This is a genomic window from Amycolatopsis ponsaeliensis (assembly GCF_030182635.1).
GTDB lineage: Bacteria > Actinomycetota > Actinomycetes > Mycobacteriales > Pseudonocardiaceae > Amycolatopsis > Amycolatopsis ponsaeliensis.
The window spans coordinates 605,727-624,530 of the sequence record NZ_JAPZLD010000001.1; the positions used below are offsets into that span (position 1 = coordinate 605,727).

An 18,804-nucleotide genomic window follows, 5' to 3' on the forward strand; every position below is an offset into this window, starting at 1 on the left:
AAAGGGGTCAGGCGATGGCGAAGCGGCGTTCGGCCAGGGCGTAGAGGCGGCGCCAGAACAGCCGGTTCAGCCCGACGACGTAGAGGCTCATCACGGTGACGCCGATGAGGATCCGGCCGGCGTCGCCGCTGCCCGTGGCCTCGGAGATGTAGGCGCCCAGGCCGGTGGCGGTGAGGGTGGTGCCGTTGTAGGAGACGATTTCGGCGACGATGGAGGCGTTCCACGCGCCGCCGGCGGCGGTGATGCCGCCGGTGACGTAGCTGGGGAAGATGGCGGGCAGGATCAGCCTGCGCCACCACAGCTTCCGGGGCAGCCGCAGGTTGGCGGCGGCTTCGCGCAGGTCGTTCGGGATCGCGCTGGCGCCCGCGATGACGTTGAACAGGATGTACCACTGCGCCCCCAGCGCCATGAGCAGGATGCCGCCCCAGTCCAGCGAGATCCCGGTGGCCACCAGCACCGCGGTGATCAGCGGGAACAGGAAGTTGGCCGGGAAAGACGCCAGGACCTGCACGACCGGCTGGGCGAGCCGGGACACGCGCGGGTTGAGCCCGATCCACACCCCGACCGGCACCCAGACCACGGTGGCGACCGCGACCAGCGCCAGGACCCGGACGAAGGTGATCAGCCCGAGCAGCAGCGCGTGCCCGACCTCGCCGAACCCGGTGGTGTCCGCGATGAAAGTGACCATCCGGATCAGGCCGTAGGTGATCAGCGCCAGCACCACGACGGCGAAGACCGCATCTCCCGCGCGGCGCCGCCCTGGGGACGTCCGAAGTGGGTGCTCGGCCAGTCCGAACACCGCCAGCACCCGATCGAGCGGGTAGACCAGCCGCCCGAAGATCTTCCCGAGGAATGCGGGGATGCGGGAGCGGCGCAGCAGGTCGAGGGTGATGCTACGGGGCGCTTCGGCGGCTTCGGACTCTTCGACGCGGAAGCGTTCGGCCCAGGCGGTGAGCGGGCGCCAGAACAGGACGTTCACCCCGACCACCATGACGATCATGACGCCGATGGCCAGGAACACCTTGCCGAGTTCGCCGTTGTCGCCGGCGGTGGCGACGAAGGCGCCGATGCCGGGCAGGGCCCAGTCGTGGTTGTTGACGCTCAGGGCCTCCGAGGCGGTGAGGAAGAACCAGCCGCCGCCGAAGCTCATCATCCCGTTCCAGACCAGCGGAATCATTCCGCCCGGGACGTCGACGCGCCAGAACCGCTGCCAGCGCGAGAGCCGCAGCAGCCGCGATGCCTCGTCCAGTTCGCGTGGCTGGGAGACCAGGGAGTGGTGGAAGGCGAAGGTCATGTTCCAGGCCTGGGAGGTGAAGATCGCGAAGATCGACGCGCATTCCAGGCCCAGCTCCGAACCGGGGAACAGGGCGATGAACCCGGTGATCGTGACCGACAGGAACCCGAGGATCGGCACCGACTGCAGGATGTCCAGCAGCGGGATCAGGACCTTCTCCGTGCGTCGCAGCCGGGCGGCGGCGGTGGCGTAGACGAACGTGAACAGCACTGAAAGGCCGAGAGCGATGAACATGCGCAGCAGTGACCGTGCCGCGTAGTACGGAAGTTCCGCCGGATCGGTGGACACCGTGGACGGTGCGGTCGCCGGGGTCCACGCCGCGGTGGCGCCGTGCGCGAGCCGCACGACGAGCCACAGCAACGCGGCCGCGCCGAGGAACACCAGCACATCGGCGGCCCGGCGGCCCGGCCTGGCCAGCGCACCTTTGGTGGGGAACGTACGGAGCAAGGACATCGGCTTACCTGTCGTCGTCGCGGTCGTGGTCGGGGGTGTGGACCTGCCAGCGCACGCTGGTCACGGAAGGTTCCAGGGACAGGCGGCTGACGGCGGACTCCATCTGCTTGTCGTCGCGCTGGTCGGCGGCGAGCGCGGCGCGCACTTCGACCAGCCCGGTCGCCTCGGCGTTGCCGCTTTCGATGGACTGCAGGGCGAAGTCGGTGCGGGACAGGGCTTGCACGAGCAGGGTGCGTATGTGCGCTTCGCCGTCGTCCTTGGTGACCGCGCGGAAGGTGTAGACCGACGGGGTTTCCTTGCCGGTGTCCGGGCGCCGGTCGACCGCGCGGCCGAGCGGGCGCAGGACGACGTTGACGACCACCACCACGGCCGTTCCGGCCACGGCGATGGAGTAGAGCCCGGCGCCGGCCAGTGATCCGACGGCCGCGGAGCACCACAGGGTGGCGGCGGTGTTCAGGCCGCGCACGGTCAGGCCTTCGCGCAGGATCACCCCGGCGCCGAGGAACCCGATGCCGGACACGATCTGTGCCGCCACCCGGGTCGGGTCGGCGCTGCCGCCGGTGAAGCCGTGCGCCGACAGCAGCACGAACAGTGTGGCACCGGCGGCGACCAGCGCGTTGGTGCGCAGCCCGGCCATCCGGGCGCGGTATTGGCGTTCGAATCCGATCACCGTGCCCAGGCCGACTCCCGTGCCCAGGCGCAGCAGCATCTCCGCAGTCGTCATCTGCGCTCTTCCTTGCTCTCGTACGGGAAAGTCCGGTCACCACCACGCCGGGCGGCGGCGGGCGTAGATCCGTTTGGCCAGCTGCGCGGCCAGCACGTAGCCGGCCAGCACCAGCAGCAGCCACAGCAGGTAACTGCCCGGCAGTGGCAGCATCCGCAGCGGTCCGGCCGCCGGGGTCAGCGGCAGCAGCAGCCCGATCAGCCCGGCCACCGCGGCCGCGACGAGCACCGCACGAGCGGGCCGGCCACCGCGGAACGGGGCCGGGCGCGCTCGCAGGACGAGCACCACGAGCAGTTGCGAGAGCAGGCTTTCGACGAACCAGCCGGTCTGGAACACGCCTGGGTGCCCACCGGCGTCGAACACCCACCAGAGCACCGCGAACGTGGACAGGTCGAACAGCGAGCTCACCGGCCCGAACACCAGCATGAACCGGGTCAGCCCGCGTGCGTCCCAGCGCTGTGGTTTCCGCAGGTAGTCCGCGTCGACGCGGTCGAAGGCCAGCGCGAACTGGGCGGCGTCGTAGAGCAGGTTGGCCACCATCAGCTGGATCGGCAGCATCGGGGGGAACGGCAGGAACGCGCTCGCCACGAGCACGGTCAGCACGTTCCCGAAGTTCGAGCTGGCGGTGATGTTGACGTATTTCAGCGTGTTGCCCAGCGTCCGGCGGCCTTCGACGACGCCGCGGGCCAGGACACCGAGGTCGCGCTCCAGCAGCACGAGGTCGGCGGCGTCCTTCGCCACGTCGGTGGCGGTGTCCGGTGCGATCCCGACGTCGGCGGTGCGCAACGCGGTGCCGTCGTTGACGCCGTCCCCGATGAACCCGACGGCGCGGCCGTTCGCGTGCAGCGCGGTCACGATCCGGGCCTTGTGCGCCGGGGTGAGCTTGGCGAACACCGTCGTGCGCTCGACCAGCGCGCGCAGGTCGGCGTCGTCGGCCGCGCCGACTTCGTGCCCCAGGGCGACCTCGCCGACCGGCACGCCGGCTTCGGCGGCGACCCGCGCGGCGACGTGGTGGTTGTCGCCGGTGAGGATCTTCACCGGGACACCCTGTGCGGCGAGGGCCCTCACCGCGTCGGCGGCGCCGTCGCGGACCGGGTCGACGAAGCCGACGAACCCGACCAGGACGAGCCCGGTCTCGTCGTCTTCGCCGTAGCCGCCGAGCCTGGCCGGGACCTCGCGGGCCGCCACGGCCAGCAGCCGCATGCCGTGCTCGGCGTGTGCGCGCACCAGGTCCGCGACCTCGGTCCGGGCGGTACCGGTCAGTGCGACGATCTCGTCGCCGCGGCGGGTGTGGCCGCAGCGGGGGAGGATTTCGTCCGGGTCGCCCTTGGTGACCAGAACGCGCTCGTGCGCGCGGCGCACGACGACGGTGGCGCGGCGGCGGTCGTGGTCGAAGGGGATCTCGTCGACCCCGGAGAACATCGCGTCGGTCAGCCGGTCCTCGTCGTCGACGGCGAGCTGGGCCACGATCGCCTCGTCGAACCGGTCGCGCCGGGCGCTCTGGAAGTGCACGGCCAGGTAGGCGTACTCCGCCACCTCGCCGTCCGGACGGCCGCCGGAGTCGATGCTGTGCGCGTAGGCGACCAGGTCTTCGGTCAGCGTGCCGGTCTTGTCCACGCACAGCACGTCCATCGCGGCGAGGTCCTGGATCGCGTTGAGCCGCTTGACGATGACCCGCCGCCGCGACAACCGCACCGCGCCGCGCGCGAGGTTCGCCGTGACGATCACCGGCAGCATCTCCGGAGTCAGGCCGACCGCGACCGCGGCGGCGAACATCCCGGCCTGAGCCCAGTTCCCGCTGACCGTGCCGTTGACCACGAGCACGATCGGGACCATCACCAGCATGAACCGGATCAGCGTCCAGCCGACCCGGCGCACCCCGGCATCGAAGCTCGACTCCGCGCGCGGCACCGGCGCGGCCAGCGAGCCGGAGAACGTCGCGGTGCCGGTGGCGAGCACGACCGCGGTCGCCGATCCGCCGACCACCGACGTCCCGGCGAAGGCCACCGCAGGGTCCGTGACCGGCAACGCCTCGCCGGACACCGCGGACTGGTCCACCCGCAGCCCGGTGGCCGCGACGATCCGGACGTCCGCCGGCACGATGTCACCGGGCCCGAGCAGCACGACGTCCCCGGGGACCAAGTCGGTCGTCGGCACCTCCCGGTCGACGCCGGTGGCGCCGTCTTCGGCGCGGCGCCGCACGGTCACAGTCGTGCTGACCTGCGTCCGCAGGGCCAGCACGGCGCGGTCGGACCGGCTGTGCTGCCAGAACCGCAGCGCGACGCTCAGCACGACCATCACGCCGACGGTGACCGCGCCGCGCACGTCGCCGGCCACGGCGAACACCACGCCGAGCCCGGTCAGCAACGCGACGAACGGGCTGCGCACCCCGGCCACCAGCCGACGCGCCACGCTGATCCGGCGGGGCGGTTCGACCCGGTTGTCGCCGTGCTCGCGGAGGCGGTCTTCGGCCTCGGCTTCGGTCAGCCCTTTCGGGGAACTGGCGAGCTGCCGGAAGACGGTGAGCACCGGAGCGTCGCCGAGCGCGACGGGCTGGGGCGGAAAACGGGGCATCAGGAGGTCCTGTCCGTGGAGGCCGTGCTGACGACAGCGGCGCAGACCACGCGGACCGACCCGGACCTACCCCGTTTCGACGGAGGCAGGCCGATGGTCCACGCGATCGCGGGTACTACTTCCTTCGCCGGTCATCCGGCTCACCTCCCTTCACGTGGCAGGCCGCAGCGCCCCGGGGCGGGGTGGCGGCCGGGTCCCAGTAGACCGCAGCGCACCAGAACAGTCAAACACTTGTGCAAGTGAAGGGTGCTACGTCACGCTGAGGGGGACACCGAAAGGATGACCCCGTGCCCTCCCCGCCCGACCCCGAGCCCCTGCCCCCCGAGCTGCTGCAGGACGCCGCGGCGTCCTTCGGCCTGCTGTCGGCCACGGTCCGCCTGCACCTGCTGTGGCTGCTGTCCCAGGCCGAACACGACGTCGGCACCCTGGCTGATGCGACCGGCCAGAGCGTCGCGACCGTCAGTCACCACCTCGGCAAGCTCAAGCTCGCCGGGCTGGTCCGCGCCCGCCGCAGCGGCAAGCACCAGATCCACTACGTCGACGACCCCCACGTCGCCCGCCTGGTCCAGCTGGCGATCGAGCACCACCGCGGCGCCCCGGCCCATCAGCCGCGGGCACACGGGGCCTGAACCGCGTCACAGCCAGCCGATTCCCAGTGCAGCTCGGGCATGTAGCCGAAGTTCATGCCGTAGATCCCGGCCCCCATGGTCGGCACGGCGACGATCGCCGCCCACGCGGTGATCTTGCGCATGTCGTCGTCCTCGCCCGTCGGCGTACCTGACCGCAAGATCGGCAACCGCGGGGAACTCGGTGGCGGCCAACCAGCACTGGCAGCTTCTCCTCGCCGGCCGTGCGATCGCCGGCCTCCTGATCCTTCGTGCTGTTCCTCGGCTCGGCGTTCGTGCCCACGGTCACCTATCGCCGCAAGATCTCCTGACGGTGTCAGCGCGGTGGCTGCTCGATGTCAGGGCGGGCGGCGATGGTCGGAGCTGTCAAAGCGTTCCACGACAAGACGTGCTCGACGCGTCGGACTGGAGGTTCGAGAAATGACCAGGGGGAACGAAACCAACAGTGGCGGGATGCCGCGGGTCTTCCAGCGGGTGGGGGTGACGGCGCTTGCGGTCACGCTGCTGGCGGGGGTGTCCGCCGCGGGCGGTACGGCCGTCGCGGGGGCCGCCGCCCGGCAAGGGCGCCCGGAGTTGCAGGAGACGATCCAGGCGATCGTCGATTCCGGTTTCGCCGGGGTGCAGCTGCGCGTGCACGACCAGCGGGGTGACTGGGTCGGCAGCGCCGGCGTGCGCAAGCTGGATGAGCCCGCGAAGCCGCCGACGGACGGGCGGTTCCGGATCGGCAGCACCACCAAGACCTTCACCGCGACCGTGGTGCTGCAACTGGTGGCCGAGGGCAAGATCGGGCTGGACACTCCGGTGGACGACTACCTGCCCGGATTCGGCTTCGATCGGCGGATCACCGTGCGGATGCTGCTGCAGCACACCAGCGGGTTGTTCAACTACACCGGCGAGTACTACCCCGACGGGACGGTCGTGCCGGGGATCCCCTGGTCGGGCAAGGAGTGGGTGGACAACCGGTTCCACACCTACCGGCCGGAGGACCTGGTGCGGTTCGCGTTGGCCAAGCCGGCGCGGTTCGCGCCGGGCACGGACTGGAGCTATGCCAACACCAACTACGTGGTGGCCAGGTTGCTGATCGAGAAGGTCACCGGCCGCTCGTACGCCGACGAGATGCAACGGCGGATCCTGCGTCCGCTCGGGCTGCGGGACACCGTGGTCCCGGGCACGTCGCCGGAGATCGCCGGACCGCATGCTCACAGCTACTACCGGTATCAGGACGCCGGGCAGTGGAAGACGGTCGACATCACCCGTCAGAACCCGTCCTGGATCTCCAGTGCCGGTGAGATGATTTCGACGACCAAGGATCTCGGCACGTTCATTTCCGCGCTGCTGGGCGGGAAGCTCCTCCCGGCACCGCTGCTGGCCGAGATGCTCGAACCGCACGCGACTCCCGATCCGACGAGCGACTACGGGCTCGGGGTGTTCGAGCTGCACGCGGATGCGAACTGCAGCGGCACCATGCTGATCAACCACAACGGCAGTGTCCAGGGTTACGGGACGCTGATGTACAGCACGCCCGACGGCAGCAAGACCCTGGAGGCCTCGATCAACTACGTGGACACCGGGGTCGCTCCCGCGGAGGCGTATCAGAAGGCGGTGCAGAGCCTCATCGAGAAGGTGTTCTGCGGCGGGCGGGCCGGCGGAGCCTAGCCTGCCGGCCGGCTGATCTGCGGTACACGCCGGGCCGGGCAGGCGGATCGGTCGACGTCCCGTCGGGGGACGAAGTCGGCCAAGTGCCGCCTGCTCGGTGGCAGAATGCCGGACGTAGCGACGCTGTGTGGGAGTCCAGGTTTCTTGACGCCATACGTCACCTGCGACGGTCAGTAGCGGCCGGAAGGGCCCGGACGGCTGCAGAGCTCCGGCTTCTTGGCGCGCCTCCGGTTCGACATCCACTGACAGTAAAGTCGATCGACTGTGAACCATGCTTTCGTGTCGCGGCCGAAGTGGTCACAGGTGTTACCGAAGTTGTTAGGCTGCCAGCCGATGCGGCCTTGTTCTGTTTCCCCACCAGGTGCCGGAGGCGCGGCATGACACTCGCACCACCTCCTGGCCTGTTCACCGCCCGGACGTGGCGGCTCCCGGTCGCCTCGCCGGCGCGGATCCACGACGCCGCGCTCGGCGGTACCGACAACTACGTTCTCGACCGCGAGGCATTGGCAGCGCTCGAGGACGCGGCACCCGGCTTCACCGAGCTGCTGCGCGCGACCCGCGCCTGGCACGTCCGGGTCGTCCGGCATCTCGCCGGCCGGGGCATCGACCAGTTCCTCGACCTCGCCGCGGGCCTGCCACGCGCTCGCGAGAACACCCATGAGGTCGCACAGCGGTACAACCGCGACGCGAAAGTCGTCTACACCAACACCAACCCGGTGCTGCTCAGCTACTCCCGCGCACTGCTGGACGACAACGACGGCACCCATATCGTGCACGGCGATCACCTTGATCCGCACCGGCTGCTCGACAGCGAGCAGCTGTGCTCTGCACTGGACCTCCGTCGCCCGGTTGCGGTGCTGATGACCCGCGGCGTCCAGTACGAACTCGACGACCATCGCTTGAGCGCGGCACTCACCGGATACCGCACCCTGCTGGCCCCCGGATCAGTGCTCGCGATGTGCGGCTGGGCCGAACCCGAGGACGACCGCGGCCTGCCGCAGACCATCGAGCAGATCTGGCATGTGCACTCCGGCCGGCGTGTCCGCTGTCGCACTGTTCCCGAGTTGCGGCGGCTGTTCGACGGCTGCGACCTCCTCGACCCCGGTTTGGCTCCCGTGCAGGACTGGTGGCCCGACGGACCCCGGCTGCACCCGGCGGGAATGGCCATGCGACTCGGCTATGGCGGAGTCGGCATCACTCCGTGAACCCTGAGCGGGGACCCGATGATGACGTATCACCGCCGGCATCCGCTGATTTGCTGTGGCCAATCCTGAGCGGCTGCTGCGCTCGGCTTCGGCTCCATTGGTCGCGTACGCGCGTCTGACCAGAACCGGCGCCTGGTGGCCGAGCGCGGGTCCGGTCGTCGAGGGGGGACGAACGCCCGGACCCGCGCAAGCGAGCCTACGCAAGATCGCCACGCGCAACGCCTGAATCCGGCAACTTCGCCCACGACATCGCCAGTCCCCTTGGTGGAGCAGGCCGAAGCCCTCAACTCCGATAGTCCGGGCGTTGCTTCACCTCAGCACAGCGGTGGCTCAGCGCTGGAGATTCGGATCGATCGCGTCGCCGACCGTGCCGGTGGCGCCGAGGACGTCCATCCCCTGCGCACTCGCCGTGTCGACGATGTCCTGCCCGGACTCGGTCACGTCGGCGGCGGACTGTGCGGCCTGGTCGGCGGCCTCGCTGACCGGCAAGTCGATGCCGGTCAGGTCGCTGACCTTCTCACTCGCGCCGCCCAGCAGCTCGGTGGCCTTGTCCTTGATCATGTCGAACAGGCTCATCAGGTGCCTTTCTGATCGGCTCGCGACCCCGCGTGATCAGCGGGTGGCGGAGCGCGGCGATGCCGTCACCATGCAGGACAAAACGGATCTTTGGGGCGACCGAGTAGCCGGTGGCGACCGGGGAAGCGAGGTGCTCCCGGCGCGGACACCAAGGGGATCGAGAGCGGGGTCGGCGCGCTGCACGTCGTGGCCAATCTCCTACAGCGGCACCGCACGTCTGTCGACCGGCTGGCTCACGACCGTCGATGTGCCGACGACAAGGTCGACCTGAGCCGGCGCCGGTCGGGGGAGCGGCCGCACGGTCGTCGGCGGCCGGTGTGCCGCCACGCCGCCGGGCGAATCCCGGGTTCGTCGCCTACGCGGCGGCCCCTATGGGTTCCGGGCGTGCGCTGTTCGGGTGGGCCTGTCGCGCACATCTTGAGCTGACCGGGGCGCCGCCGGGGGTGAGGAATCCGCCGAGCATGAGCATGTCGCCGAAGAGGAACAGCCAGAAGGAGAAGGCGTTCTGCCGGGGGAACGCGACGTCGGGTGAGCCGATCTGCAGCGGCAGCACGAAGTTGGCGAAGCCGAACACGCTGGGGGTGGCGTAGAGCAGCAGCATCACGGTGCCGTGCATGGTGAACAGCTGGTTGTACTGCTCCTGGGAGAGGAACTGCAGTCCGGGCCGGGCGAGTTCGGAGCGGATGAGCATGGCCATCGCGCCGCCGATGAGGAAGAAGGCGAAGATGGTGACCAGGTACATCACGCCGATCTGCTTGTGGTCGGTGGTCCGGAACACCTGCAGCAGGATCGAGCCTTTCGTCTGCTGACGCGGTGTTCGCAGGCTGATGGGAACGGGTCGTTGTGCTCACCTGGGTGCTCCTGACGTCCGACTCGTGCGCGCGTCAGGCTGGCCGCCCGGTGCCCGGCCCCGCTGGGGCCCAATGGGCCCCATCGGTGGCACACGACCGGTCACGGCGCCGGCAGTCCCGCCGCCAGACGCCGAACGTCCTCGAGGTGATGACTTTGGTCCCTCGACACCGGTGAGGTCCGGACCACAGGCTGTCCGTTTCCGGTGGGGTGCTCGATCTTGATCTGGGGGCGACGCGTGGGGTCGAAGCTGGGCGCGGTGGGTCCGCTGGCCGAGTCCGACGTCGAAACCGTGCTCCGGTCGGCGGCGCTGGCTCCGTCGGTCTACAACACCCAGCCCTGGGCCTTCCGGCGGACCGACCACGACATCGAGCTGCACGGCGACTTCAGCCGAGGGCTGGCGGTGGCGGACCAGGACAACCGGGAGCTGGTCCTGTCCTGCGGTGCCGCCCTGTTCAACCTGCGCGCCGCCGTGCACCGCTGCGGATGCCTGCCCGTCGGATCGCTGCGGCCGCGGCTGGACCGGCCCTCTCTGCTCGCCGTCGTGCGGCCGGTACCCACCGGAGCACCGGATCCGGCGATGGTCCGCCTGGCTTCGGCGATTCCGCACCGGTCCACGATCCGCAGCACCTTGACGAAAAGCGTGGTCGCCGAAGCGCGGGTCGTCGAGCTCCGCCGCGCGGCGGAGGCCGAGCACGCCTGGCTCGTCGTGCTGGCCGGAGCCCAGCTCGTCGCGGCCGCCGCGTTGATCGCCACGGCTTGCCGACAGCAGCTCGAGGATTCCGGCTTCCGGAGCGAACGTGCGCGCTGGGCCGGCCGCCACCGCCCCGACGGGCTCCCGGGCACCGCGGAACACCGCCGGGCACCCGTTTCCGCCGGAGCCGCGGACGAGCTGCCGCTGCTGGTGGTGATCGGGTCCTTCGAGGACGGTCCGATCGACCGGTTGCGCGTCGGTCAAGCCCTGCAGCGGGTGCTGCTCACTGCCACGCTGGCGGGCCTGGACGTGGCTTTCCGGTCGGCGCCGGTCGAGCTGGCGGGCGCACGACGGGAGCTGCGGGAACTGGCCGGCGGCGCGATCTGGCCGCAAGTGCTGCTGGAACTCGGAAAGGGGCGTCCGACGCCGCGCACGCCGCGCCGCGCCATCGAAGATCTGCTGCGGTAGTCGTGCCGCTTCACCCCGCGTCGTCGAGGATGCCGCCCAGCAAGGTGGCCAGGGTCCGGCGGTCGGAGACCCCCAGCTTGCCGCGAAGGCGGGCCATGTGGTGCTCGACGGTCTTGCTGGAGATGTGCAGTCGCTCGCCGATTTCCCGGTAGGTGTGGCCGACGACGAGCAGGTGGCCGATGTCGCGCTCCCGGGGCGTGAGCGCCGGCGGTTCGGCCGGGCCGGGCCGGGCCGTGGCCGGAACGGTGACCGGGAACTGCTTGGCTCCGCGCAGCAACGCGACCATCGCGGTGCGGTCGGTCGCCCGGATGGCGGCCTGGCCGGACAGCCTGGCCGCGTCCCACCGGAGCCCGGTGCGGTGGAGGCGTTCCGCGGCGGACAGGACCGCCGCGGCTTCGATGGTGCCGTCGAGGACGGCCAGCCACTGCGCACCCGCGGCGGCGAACGCGGGTGCGAGCGGTCCGTAGCCCGGGGCCTCGCCCAGGGAGCGCAATGCGCGCGAGGCGGAATCACGCTCTCCGGTGATGACGGCGGCGTGGAAGGCCGCCCACTGCACCCACACCGACCACAGCGGCGGCGAACCGTGTCTGTCCAGCAAGGCCAGCGCCTGGTTCCGGTGCGCCGCGACGCGGTGCCCCTCTTCGAGCCGGGCAGCGGCCACGAGCACCTCGCCGAGGGGCAGCAACGTGAACAGGTCGACCGGTTGCCGCATCACGGCCTCATACGCCGCGCCCCAGCGTTCTCGCAGGACTTCTGGCGTGTCACCACGCCTGGCCAGGCTGAGTTCGAGCGTGTGGAGGAACAGCTCGTCGCGGGGCGCGAGGCGGACGTCCCGGCGGCGCACGGCCGCCCGGTGGGATTCCGCCACCACGAGATCACCTTGCAGCATCGCCGTCCAGCCCAGGAGCAGGGTGTGCCGGTCCGCTTCGCCGGCCCGTTCGAGGGCGCCGCGGGCGAGGTCGAATTCGGCGGCGTGCACTGCCACCAGCGCCGTGAGCACCGCGGGTGAATCCGGCAGCAGGTGACCGATTCCGGCGGCCTCGGCCGAATCGGCCGCGCCGAGCAGGATCGCCAGCGCGGCCTCGGGACTACCGGACACCGATTCGCGGATCCCGGCCAGCAGCTGCGTGGCGACGTGGGTGTAGGCACGCCCCGGTTCGGTCGCCCCGCCGGGAACCTCGTCGATCGTTTCACCGAGCGCGATCGCGGCGAGATCGGCCAGCCGGGTGGCCCCGGGGTCGGCGGACAAGCGCAGCAGCTCGGCGCCGCGGGCGAGGTCGCCGCGGCGCGCGATCACCGTGCCGGCGACCAGCGCACCACGGTGCCGCGCAGCCGGTTCGGCCGCGCTCAGCAGCTCGTCGCCGAGCTGGAGCGCCGTGTCGTACTGCCCGGCCAGCACCGCGGCGCGGGCCCAGCCCTCCGCCAGCCGCGTTCGCGGGCTGCCGCCGCGCGCGGCAGCCGCGTACAGCTCGGCGGCCAGCCCCGGGTCGGCGGTGACCACTTCGGCGGCCGCCGCCTCGAGCCCGGCGCGCACGATCGCGCCCGCGGCGCCGAGCCGCAGCAGCTCCCGTGCGACGGGCAGGACCGGCTGACCGGCGGTGAGCTGGACCTCGAGCATGCGCACCAGCACGGTCAACCGGCGGTCGGCGGCGGCGTGGTCGCGGACGGCGCGGGCGACGAGCGGGGGCACGCTGCCGTCGGCGGCCAGCAACCCGGCGGCGCGGACCTGCTCGACCACGGCGGAGACGTCCTCGCGTGGCCGGTCCAGCGCGACGGCGAGGAGTTCGACGTCGTTCTCGCCGCCGGCCGCGGCCGCCACCAGGTAGGTCAGGCCGGGCTCGCTCAGCCCGTCCAGTTCGGCCCGCAACTGCTCGACCAGTTCGTCGACCACGGGGACTCGCAGGCAGCGGGTGATCAGTCGCGGCACTCCGCCGGTCGCCCGTTGCACGGCGGCCGCACGCTCGGGGGCAAGGGCCCGGCCGAGCGCGCCACCGGCGAAGCGGGCGACATCGGCACTGCTCCACGGCGCCAAACGCCAGTGGCGGGTCTGCTCCGTGGTCAGCCGGGTGAAGGCCGAACCGGAAGTGCCGGGGGTGTGGGTGAGGACCAGCCGGGTGGTCTCCCTTGCCCGTTCGAGCAGGAGCGAGCCGGCTTCGGCGGTCAGCGTGTCGGCATCGTCGAGCAACACCGCCGCTTCGGCCGCCCAGGGGCCCGGGACGAGCTCGTCCCGGCCGATCACCGGGACACCGGCGGCGCGGTAGTGCCGGCTGATCACCGCCAGGATCGTCGACTTGCCGTGACCGTGGGCGCCGGTCAGGACCAGCCGCAGCGGATCGGCCGGCCGGGCGTCGATCTCCGCCAGCAGCTCCCGTACCTGCGACGACAGCAGCTCGTCCACGACACCTCCCGTCACGGTGACCGGAATGGTCACCTGCAAGGCGTTCGGGACCGGCGACCGGCGCAGATGGGCGATGTGACTCCCTGTTCGACAGCGAGACCCAGGCCACACTTTCGAGCTACCCCCTAACGAATGATCGAACCCCCTCAGGGATCCTCGAGATCACCGTTAGGCGCTGCACCCGATGTGGGGCGGCCTCGCCGGGCCCTAACTTCGGGGCGGTCGGTGATCCTCGTGATCGGCGATGCCACTGTCCCCCCAGAGAGAGCCTGGTCGATGAACCCCGCGCAGTCGCTGTACGAATTCACGCTCAACCTGCTCAACGACCCGTCCGCCCGCACCGCCTTCGGCGACGACCCCCAGGGCACGCTCGACGGCGCGGGCCTCGGCGACGTCTCCGGCGCCGACCTGCACGACATCCTCCCGCTCGTGCTCGACTTCGCGCCGGTGGGCAACCTGGGCGGCGAGAACGGCCTGAACCTCGACTCCATCACCGGCCAGGCCAGCGCGATCGAGCAGCTCAAGGCCCTCACCCAGAACCTGGGCCTCGGCGACGCCACCTCCGAGAACAACGTCCTCGGCGCGGTCAGCGGCATGACCGCCCTCACCCAGAACATCACCGACCCGTTCACCGCCGCGGGCGACCTGGCCGGCAGCATCGACCACGTCGGCGGTGGTCAGCTCGACCCGGTCACCACCGTGACCGGCGCGGTCGGCGACGTCACCGGGCACGTGGCCGGCGGCGACGTCACCGGTGCCCTCGACGGCGGCAACCTCACCTCGGGCCTGCAGAACGTCTCCGGCCTCACCTCGGCCGTCGACGGCGCGCAGGGCGTCGGCTCGACGATCGGTGACCTCACCGGCTCGCTGGGCGCGAACACCGGCCTGGAGCACACCGTCGGCGACGTCGTGAACCAGGCGACCGCGCACCTGGGCGACGTCTCGCACAACGGCACCCTCGGCGACGTCACCAACCACCTGGGCGATGTCACCAACCACGTCGGCGACATCGCTTCGGGCAGCGGCAACGTCTCCGACGTCCACGACGTCGTCGGCAACATCGGCGAAGGCGCTCTCAGCGGCAACATCGGTGCCGATCTGAGCCACCTGAGCGTCGGCTCCGGCAACGACGTCCACCTGCCCCACTGACCGATCCGCACCACCGCGGGGCCTTCCGGTTCGCCGGAAGGCCCCGCTCCGCTGCGTGCGGGCGAAAGACCCCGCCCCGCCGGATCTTCGCGCCGCGGTTGTTCCGGTGTGGACGGTGGGGTGCTCTCACCCGCAGGCGACGGGCACGACGGCGACCGAGGTCGTCGGGCACGACGAAGCGGGGGCACCGGAATCCGGTGCCCCCGCTCCTCGATCTCCCGCGAACCGTCAGACGGTGTGCGGGGTGTGCGCGGCGGTGTTCCAGCCCGAGACGAGCACGCCGGTGTCACCCGAGTTGCCCGACGTCACCTTGGTGTGCGACGTCGTGCCGTTCTCGTGGTTCCAGCCACCGCGGTGGTGGCGGCCCTGCTGCTCGTGCCCGCGGGTCGAGGTGACGGCGGTGTTGCCGCCGGTCGAGCCCGAGGTGCCCGAGTCGCCGGACGTGCCGGTCACGGCGTTGTTGTGGCTGGTGGCGTTCCCGGCGTCGCCGGAGTTGCCACCGTTGCCCGCCCAGCCGGAGTTCCCGCCGGTGGTGGTGCTCCAGTTGCCCGCGTCACCGGTCGAGCCGGTGGCGCCGGTGTCACCCGAGTTGCCCGACGTCACCGTGGTGGCCGACTTCGTGCCCTCGTGCTTCCAGCCATCGTTGTTCCAGCCGGAGTTGTGGTTCCAGCCGGAGTTCCAGCCACCGTTGTGCCCACCGCTGTGGTGGCCACGGCCGTTGTTCTGGCCGCCGAGCGTCCACACGATGGCGGTGTTGCCGCCGGTGGATCCCGAGTCGCCCGAGTTGCCGGAGTTCCCGGTCACCGCGGTGTTGTTGCTGGTCGCGTTGCCGGAGTCGCCGGAGTTGCCTCCGTTGCCGCCGGTAGCGGTGCCGGTGACCGAGCCCAGGACGCCGGTCTGGCCGCCCTGGTCGTGCCGGTTCCAGCCCCAGCCGTGCCCACCGGTGTTGCTGGCGGAGTTCTGGCCGGTGCTGACGGCGGTGGCGTCGCCACCGTTGCCCGCGTTGCCCGAGTTCCCGCCGGTGGTGGTGCTGGTGTTGGTCGCGTCGCCGGTCGAACCGGTGGCGCCGGTGTTCCCGGAGTCACCCGAGGTCACCGAGGTGCTGCACTGAGCCAGCAGGCACAGGCCGTAGGCGCTGTTGCCGCCGGTCGAGCCGGAGCTCCCGGAGTCACCCGAGTTCCCCGACACCGCGGAGTTGCCGCTGGTGGCGTTCCCGGCGTCGCCGGAGTTGCCACCGTTGCCGCCCTTCGCGGTCCCGGTCACCGAACCGAGGACCCCGGTCAGGCCGCCGCGGCTGCCCTGCGAGCCGGCGGTGTTCTTGCCGGCCGTCGCCGCGGTGCCGGAGCCGCCATTGCCGGCGTTGCCGGCGTTCCCGGCGTTCCCGGAGTGGCCACCGGCGGTGGTGCTGGTGTTCGAGGCGTTCCCGGTCGAGCCGGTCGCGCCCGTGTTCCCGGAGTTGCTCGAGGACACCGAGGTGCTGCACTTGGCCAGGACACAGACGCCGTAGGCGCTGTTGCCGCCGGTGGACCCGGAGTTGCCCGAGTTGCCGGAGTTCCCGCTGACAGCGTTGTTGCTGCTGCTCGCGTTCCCGCCGGTGCCCGAGTCGCCGCCGTTGCCGCCGGAAGCGGTGCCGGAGACGACGGAGTGCAGCGTGTTGCCGAGCCCGCCCAGCGGGCCCGAGTTCCCGGTGTCCGCACTGGCCACCGCTCCGCCCAGCAGGACGAACCCGCCGGAGATGAATGCGGCGGTCAGGCCGCGTCGCACGTATTTGTGCATGACTTCCCTTTCCTTGCCATCTGTCCTTTATGGATTTCAGGAGACAGAAAGGGAAAGTCAGCTCGGATGGTCGTTGCCGTAGTGCTCGAGCCAGTGCAACGACCACACCCCGGCGGGCGGCGCCCGCCACGTGCGATCGGTGCCGGGAACAGCGCCCCCGGCGGTGGTCACGGCGTACTCGCCGCCGTGCTGGCCACCCGGACTCGCCGACATCGCCCCGCTCATGTCGGAGAACCCCGCGGGCGGCCCACCACCGTCCGGCCCGGAAGCCGGGCCGGCATCCGGGCGCCCGTCCCCGCCGACGTGGCGGGAAACGGCGCCAGCGTCGTGACGGCGCTGCTGCCCGGCCTGGGTAACCACAACCGGCTCAGTCTCGGCAGGCGAAGCCACGATGTCGTCACGTGGCACGGGTATCGCCGGCCAGCCGGCCGCCGGGTTCCCGGTCACCGCCGGGACCACGTGCTCGGCGCCGATCGCCCGCACCACCGGTGCGGTCAACGGTGCCGTGGCACGCAGGACCGGTGCGGTCACCGGGGACACCGCGTGCAGCACCGGGTCGGTGACCGGCCGCACGGCCGTCAGCACCGGCTCCGCCGCGTGCAGCACCGGGCTGATGACCGGCGCGACCATGGGCTCCAGCCCACGGGTCACCGGCTTCACCACGGAAGCCACCTGCGATGTCACCGCGTGCACCGCACCCGTAACCGGCTCGAGGGCCGGTTTCGCGGGCTGGAGTGCGTCGTGCACGGTGTCACCGACGCGGTCGAGCAGTGCCGGCCGGCCCGGCGGTCCCGTCCTTTCGGACGCGTCCGCAGCTCCGGACCAGGTGATGGCCAGCAGGGTGAATCCGAACAACGCACCGGCCACGAGCACCACCCGCAGTACCAGGGGATGCCGGGCGAGTACGTGCTCGGTCAGGGAAGTATCCATCCATCTCACCCCCCTTCGGGTCTGGACTTCACCGTCGGTTGTTGTTCGCGGCCACATTCATCACTGGATTGGGTGTAAATCAAAGTTTTTCTTTCCCTCCAACGTGTTTACTACCTCTGAGTAGCGGGTAAACCGGCGGATTTCCTGCGCGGCGCGACTCCGCCTGAGCACTCGCCTGGGGGAACAACCCATCCGTGCCCATCCGCGGCCTCGAACGCGGGATGTCCACGATGGATCCATCCCAGCGCCGGGAGCCGGCGAGGGGCTACGCCCGCTCGTTCGCGCGTGGGCGGGTTAGGAGATCACCCGTGTTTGGCAAGCGCTACGCCGCGTCGATGATCAACCGCAGTGCCGAAAACGACCAGGACCGCCGTCGCTTCCTCAAGGCGGCCGGGATGACCGGCCTCGGGGTCGTCGGCGCGGGCGCTCTCGGCGGGCTCGCCGCCGGCCCTGCGGCCGCCGCGACCGCCCGGCCGGCCGCCGCGGCAGAGGTCAGCGACGGCGCGGTCCTCAACTTCGCGCTCAACCTCGAATACCTCGAAGCCGAGTTCTACCTGCACGCCGTCACCGGCAAGGGGCTCGCCGACTCGATGACCACCGGCACCGGCACCCGCGGCGGCGTCACCGGCGGCCGTGCGGTGAAGTTCAAGACCAGGACCGCCCGCCAGTACGCCCAGGAGATCGCGGGTGACGAGAAGGCCCACGTCCAGTTCCTGCGCACCGCGCTCGGCTCGGCCGCGGTCAGCCGTCCCGCGATCGACCTGCAGTCCAGCTTCACCGCCGCCGCCCAGGCGGCCGGCCTGGTCAAGCCCGGCCACAGCTTCGACGCCTTTGCCTGCGAGGAGAACTTCCTGCTCGCGGCGTTCCTGTTCGAGGATGTCGGCGTCACGGCCTACAAGGGCGCGGCTCCGCTGATCAGCAACAAGACCTACCTCGAAGCCGCCGCCGGCATCCTGGCCGTGGAGGCCTACCACGCCGGCACCGTCCGCAGCGCCCTTTACCAGCACACCGACGGCATCCTCGGGCTCGGCCTGCTCGGCCGTGACCTCCGGGAAGCGAGCGTCAAGCTGTCCAACGCGCGCGACAGCCTCGACGGTCCGGCCGACGACGACCAGGGCGTGATCGACAGCCGCGGCCAGGCCAACATCGTGCCCACCGACAGCAACGGCATCGCCTACAGCCGCTCGCCGGGCCAGGTCCTCAACATCGTGTACCTGAGCAACAAGGCCGCCACGTCGGGCGGCTTCTTTCCCAAGGGGGTCAACGGCGAGGTGAACACCAGCGCCGCCCGCTGACCGGAGCCGGGGGGGGGGGGGGCCCCGGGGGGGGGGGGGGGCCCCCCCCGGGGGGGGGGAGGGCCGCCCCGCGGGGGGGGCCGGGGGTGTGAGGGGAGGGGGGGGGGGGGGGGGGGGGGGGGGGGGGCGGGGGGAAG

At 71.2% G+C, this 18,804-nt stretch carries 13 protein-coding genes and 2 pseudogenes; 6 read left to right on the forward strand and 9 right to left on the reverse strand.

The window, feature by feature from the left end:
- Nucleotides 1-7: 7 nt before the first annotated feature.
- From QQ657_RS02750 to mgtA, 3 genes are read right to left on the reverse strand one after another with little or no spacing between them, the layout of a single operon-like run.
- Complete coding sequence (locus QQ657_RS02750) at nt 8-1,747, reverse strand: ABC transporter permease (RefSeq protein WP_284740411.1); 1,740 nt, start codon at nt 1,745-1,747, stop codon at nt 8-10.
- A 4-nt stretch (nt 1,748-1,751) separates the two neighbouring features.
- Nucleotides 1,752-2,471, reverse strand: coding sequence for an MgtC/SapB family protein (locus tag QQ657_RS02755; protein ID WP_284740412.1), 720 nt, complete (start codon nt 2,469-2,471; stop codon nt 1,752-1,754).
- A 36-nt stretch (nt 2,472-2,507) separates the two neighbouring features.
- A complete protein-coding gene (mgtA, locus tag QQ657_RS02760; RefSeq protein ID WP_284740413.1) occupies nt 2,508-5,045 on the reverse strand; it encodes a magnesium-translocating P-type ATPase in 2,538 nt (845 codons plus the stop codon).
- A gap of 287 nt (nt 5,046-5,332) precedes the next feature.
- On the opposite strand from mgtA, the gene QQ657_RS02765 reads away from it, so the two are divergent.
- Nucleotides 5,333-5,674: an ArsR/SmtB family transcription factor gene (locus QQ657_RS02765; protein ID WP_284740414.1), complete on the forward strand. Its 342-nt coding sequence runs from the start codon at nt 5,333-5,335 to the stop codon at nt 5,672-5,674.
- A 23-nt stretch (nt 5,675-5,697) separates the two neighbouring features.
- Here the strand turns inward: QQ657_RS02765 and QQ657_RS02770 are convergent.
- Nucleotides 5,698-5,808, reverse strand: a pseudogene (locus tag QQ657_RS02770) (CorA family divalent cation transporter); the annotation flags it as partial.
- A gap of 283 nt (nt 5,809-6,091) precedes the next feature.
- On the opposite strand from QQ657_RS02770, the gene QQ657_RS02775 reads away from it, so the two are divergent.
- Together QQ657_RS02775 and QQ657_RS02780 are read left to right on the forward strand one after the other, a co-directional pair.
- Nucleotides 6,092-7,327, forward strand: a complete 1,236-nt coding sequence (locus tag QQ657_RS02775; protein ID WP_284740415.1) for a serine hydrolase domain-containing protein — start codon at nt 6,092-6,094, stop codon at nt 7,325-7,327.
- A gap of 377 nt (nt 7,328-7,704) precedes the next feature.
- Entirely contained in the window at nt 7,705-8,532 is an 828-nt protein-coding gene (locus QQ657_RS02780; RefSeq protein WP_284740416.1) for an SAM-dependent methyltransferase, read from the forward strand.
- Between the two features lie 330 nt (nt 8,533-8,862).
- Here QQ657_RS02780 and QQ657_RS02785 read toward each other — a convergent pair whose 3' ends face one another.
- Both QQ657_RS02785 and QQ657_RS02790 read right to left on the reverse strand, forming a co-directional pair.
- Entirely contained in the window at nt 8,863-9,108 is a 246-nt protein-coding gene (locus QQ657_RS02785) for a hypothetical protein (protein WP_284740417.1), read from the reverse strand.
- Between the two features lie 430 nt (nt 9,109-9,538).
- Nucleotides 9,539-9,937: pseudogene (locus QQ657_RS02790) on the reverse strand (cbb3-type cytochrome c oxidase subunit I); the annotation flags it as partial.
- 258 nt (nt 9,938-10,195) lie between these two features.
- Here QQ657_RS02790 and QQ657_RS02795 point away from each other — a divergent pair.
- Nucleotides 10,196-11,119 carry an Acg family FMN-binding oxidoreductase gene (locus QQ657_RS02795; RefSeq protein WP_284740418.1) on the forward strand — a complete coding sequence of 308 codons (924 nt, stop codon included), beginning with the start codon at nt 10,196-10,198 and terminating at the stop codon, nt 11,117-11,119.
- 10 nt (nt 11,120-11,129) lie between these two features.
- Here QQ657_RS02795 and QQ657_RS02800 read toward each other — a convergent pair whose 3' ends face one another.
- Nucleotides 11,130-13,517: a LuxR family transcriptional regulator gene (locus QQ657_RS02800; RefSeq protein WP_284740419.1), complete on the reverse strand. Its 2,388-nt coding sequence runs from the start codon at nt 13,515-13,517 to the stop codon at nt 11,130-11,132.
- A gap of 276 nt (nt 13,518-13,793) precedes the next feature.
- On the opposite strand from QQ657_RS02800, the gene QQ657_RS02805 reads away from it, so the two are divergent.
- Entirely contained in the window at nt 13,794-14,666 is an 873-nt protein-coding gene (locus QQ657_RS02805; RefSeq protein WP_284740420.1) for an IniB N-terminal domain-containing protein, read from the forward strand.
- 228 nt (nt 14,667-14,894) lie between these two features.
- Here QQ657_RS02805 and QQ657_RS02810 read toward each other — a convergent pair whose 3' ends face one another.
- Together QQ657_RS02810 and QQ657_RS02815 are read right to left on the reverse strand one after the other, a co-directional pair.
- A complete protein-coding gene (locus tag QQ657_RS02810; RefSeq protein ID WP_284740421.1) occupies nt 14,895-16,442 on the reverse strand; it encodes a hypothetical protein in 1,548 nt (515 codons plus the stop codon).
- 57 nt (nt 16,443-16,499) lie between these two features.
- Complete coding sequence (locus tag QQ657_RS02815; protein WP_284740422.1) at nt 16,500-17,372, reverse strand: hypothetical protein; 873 nt, start codon at nt 17,370-17,372, stop codon at nt 16,500-16,502.
- 308 nt (nt 17,373-17,680) lie between these two features.
- On the opposite strand from QQ657_RS02815, the gene QQ657_RS02820 reads away from it, so the two are divergent.
- Entirely contained in the window at nt 17,681-18,667 is a 987-nt protein-coding gene (locus QQ657_RS02820) for a ferritin-like domain-containing protein (RefSeq protein WP_284740423.1), read from the forward strand.
- Nucleotides 18,668-18,804 lie beyond the last annotated feature (137 nt).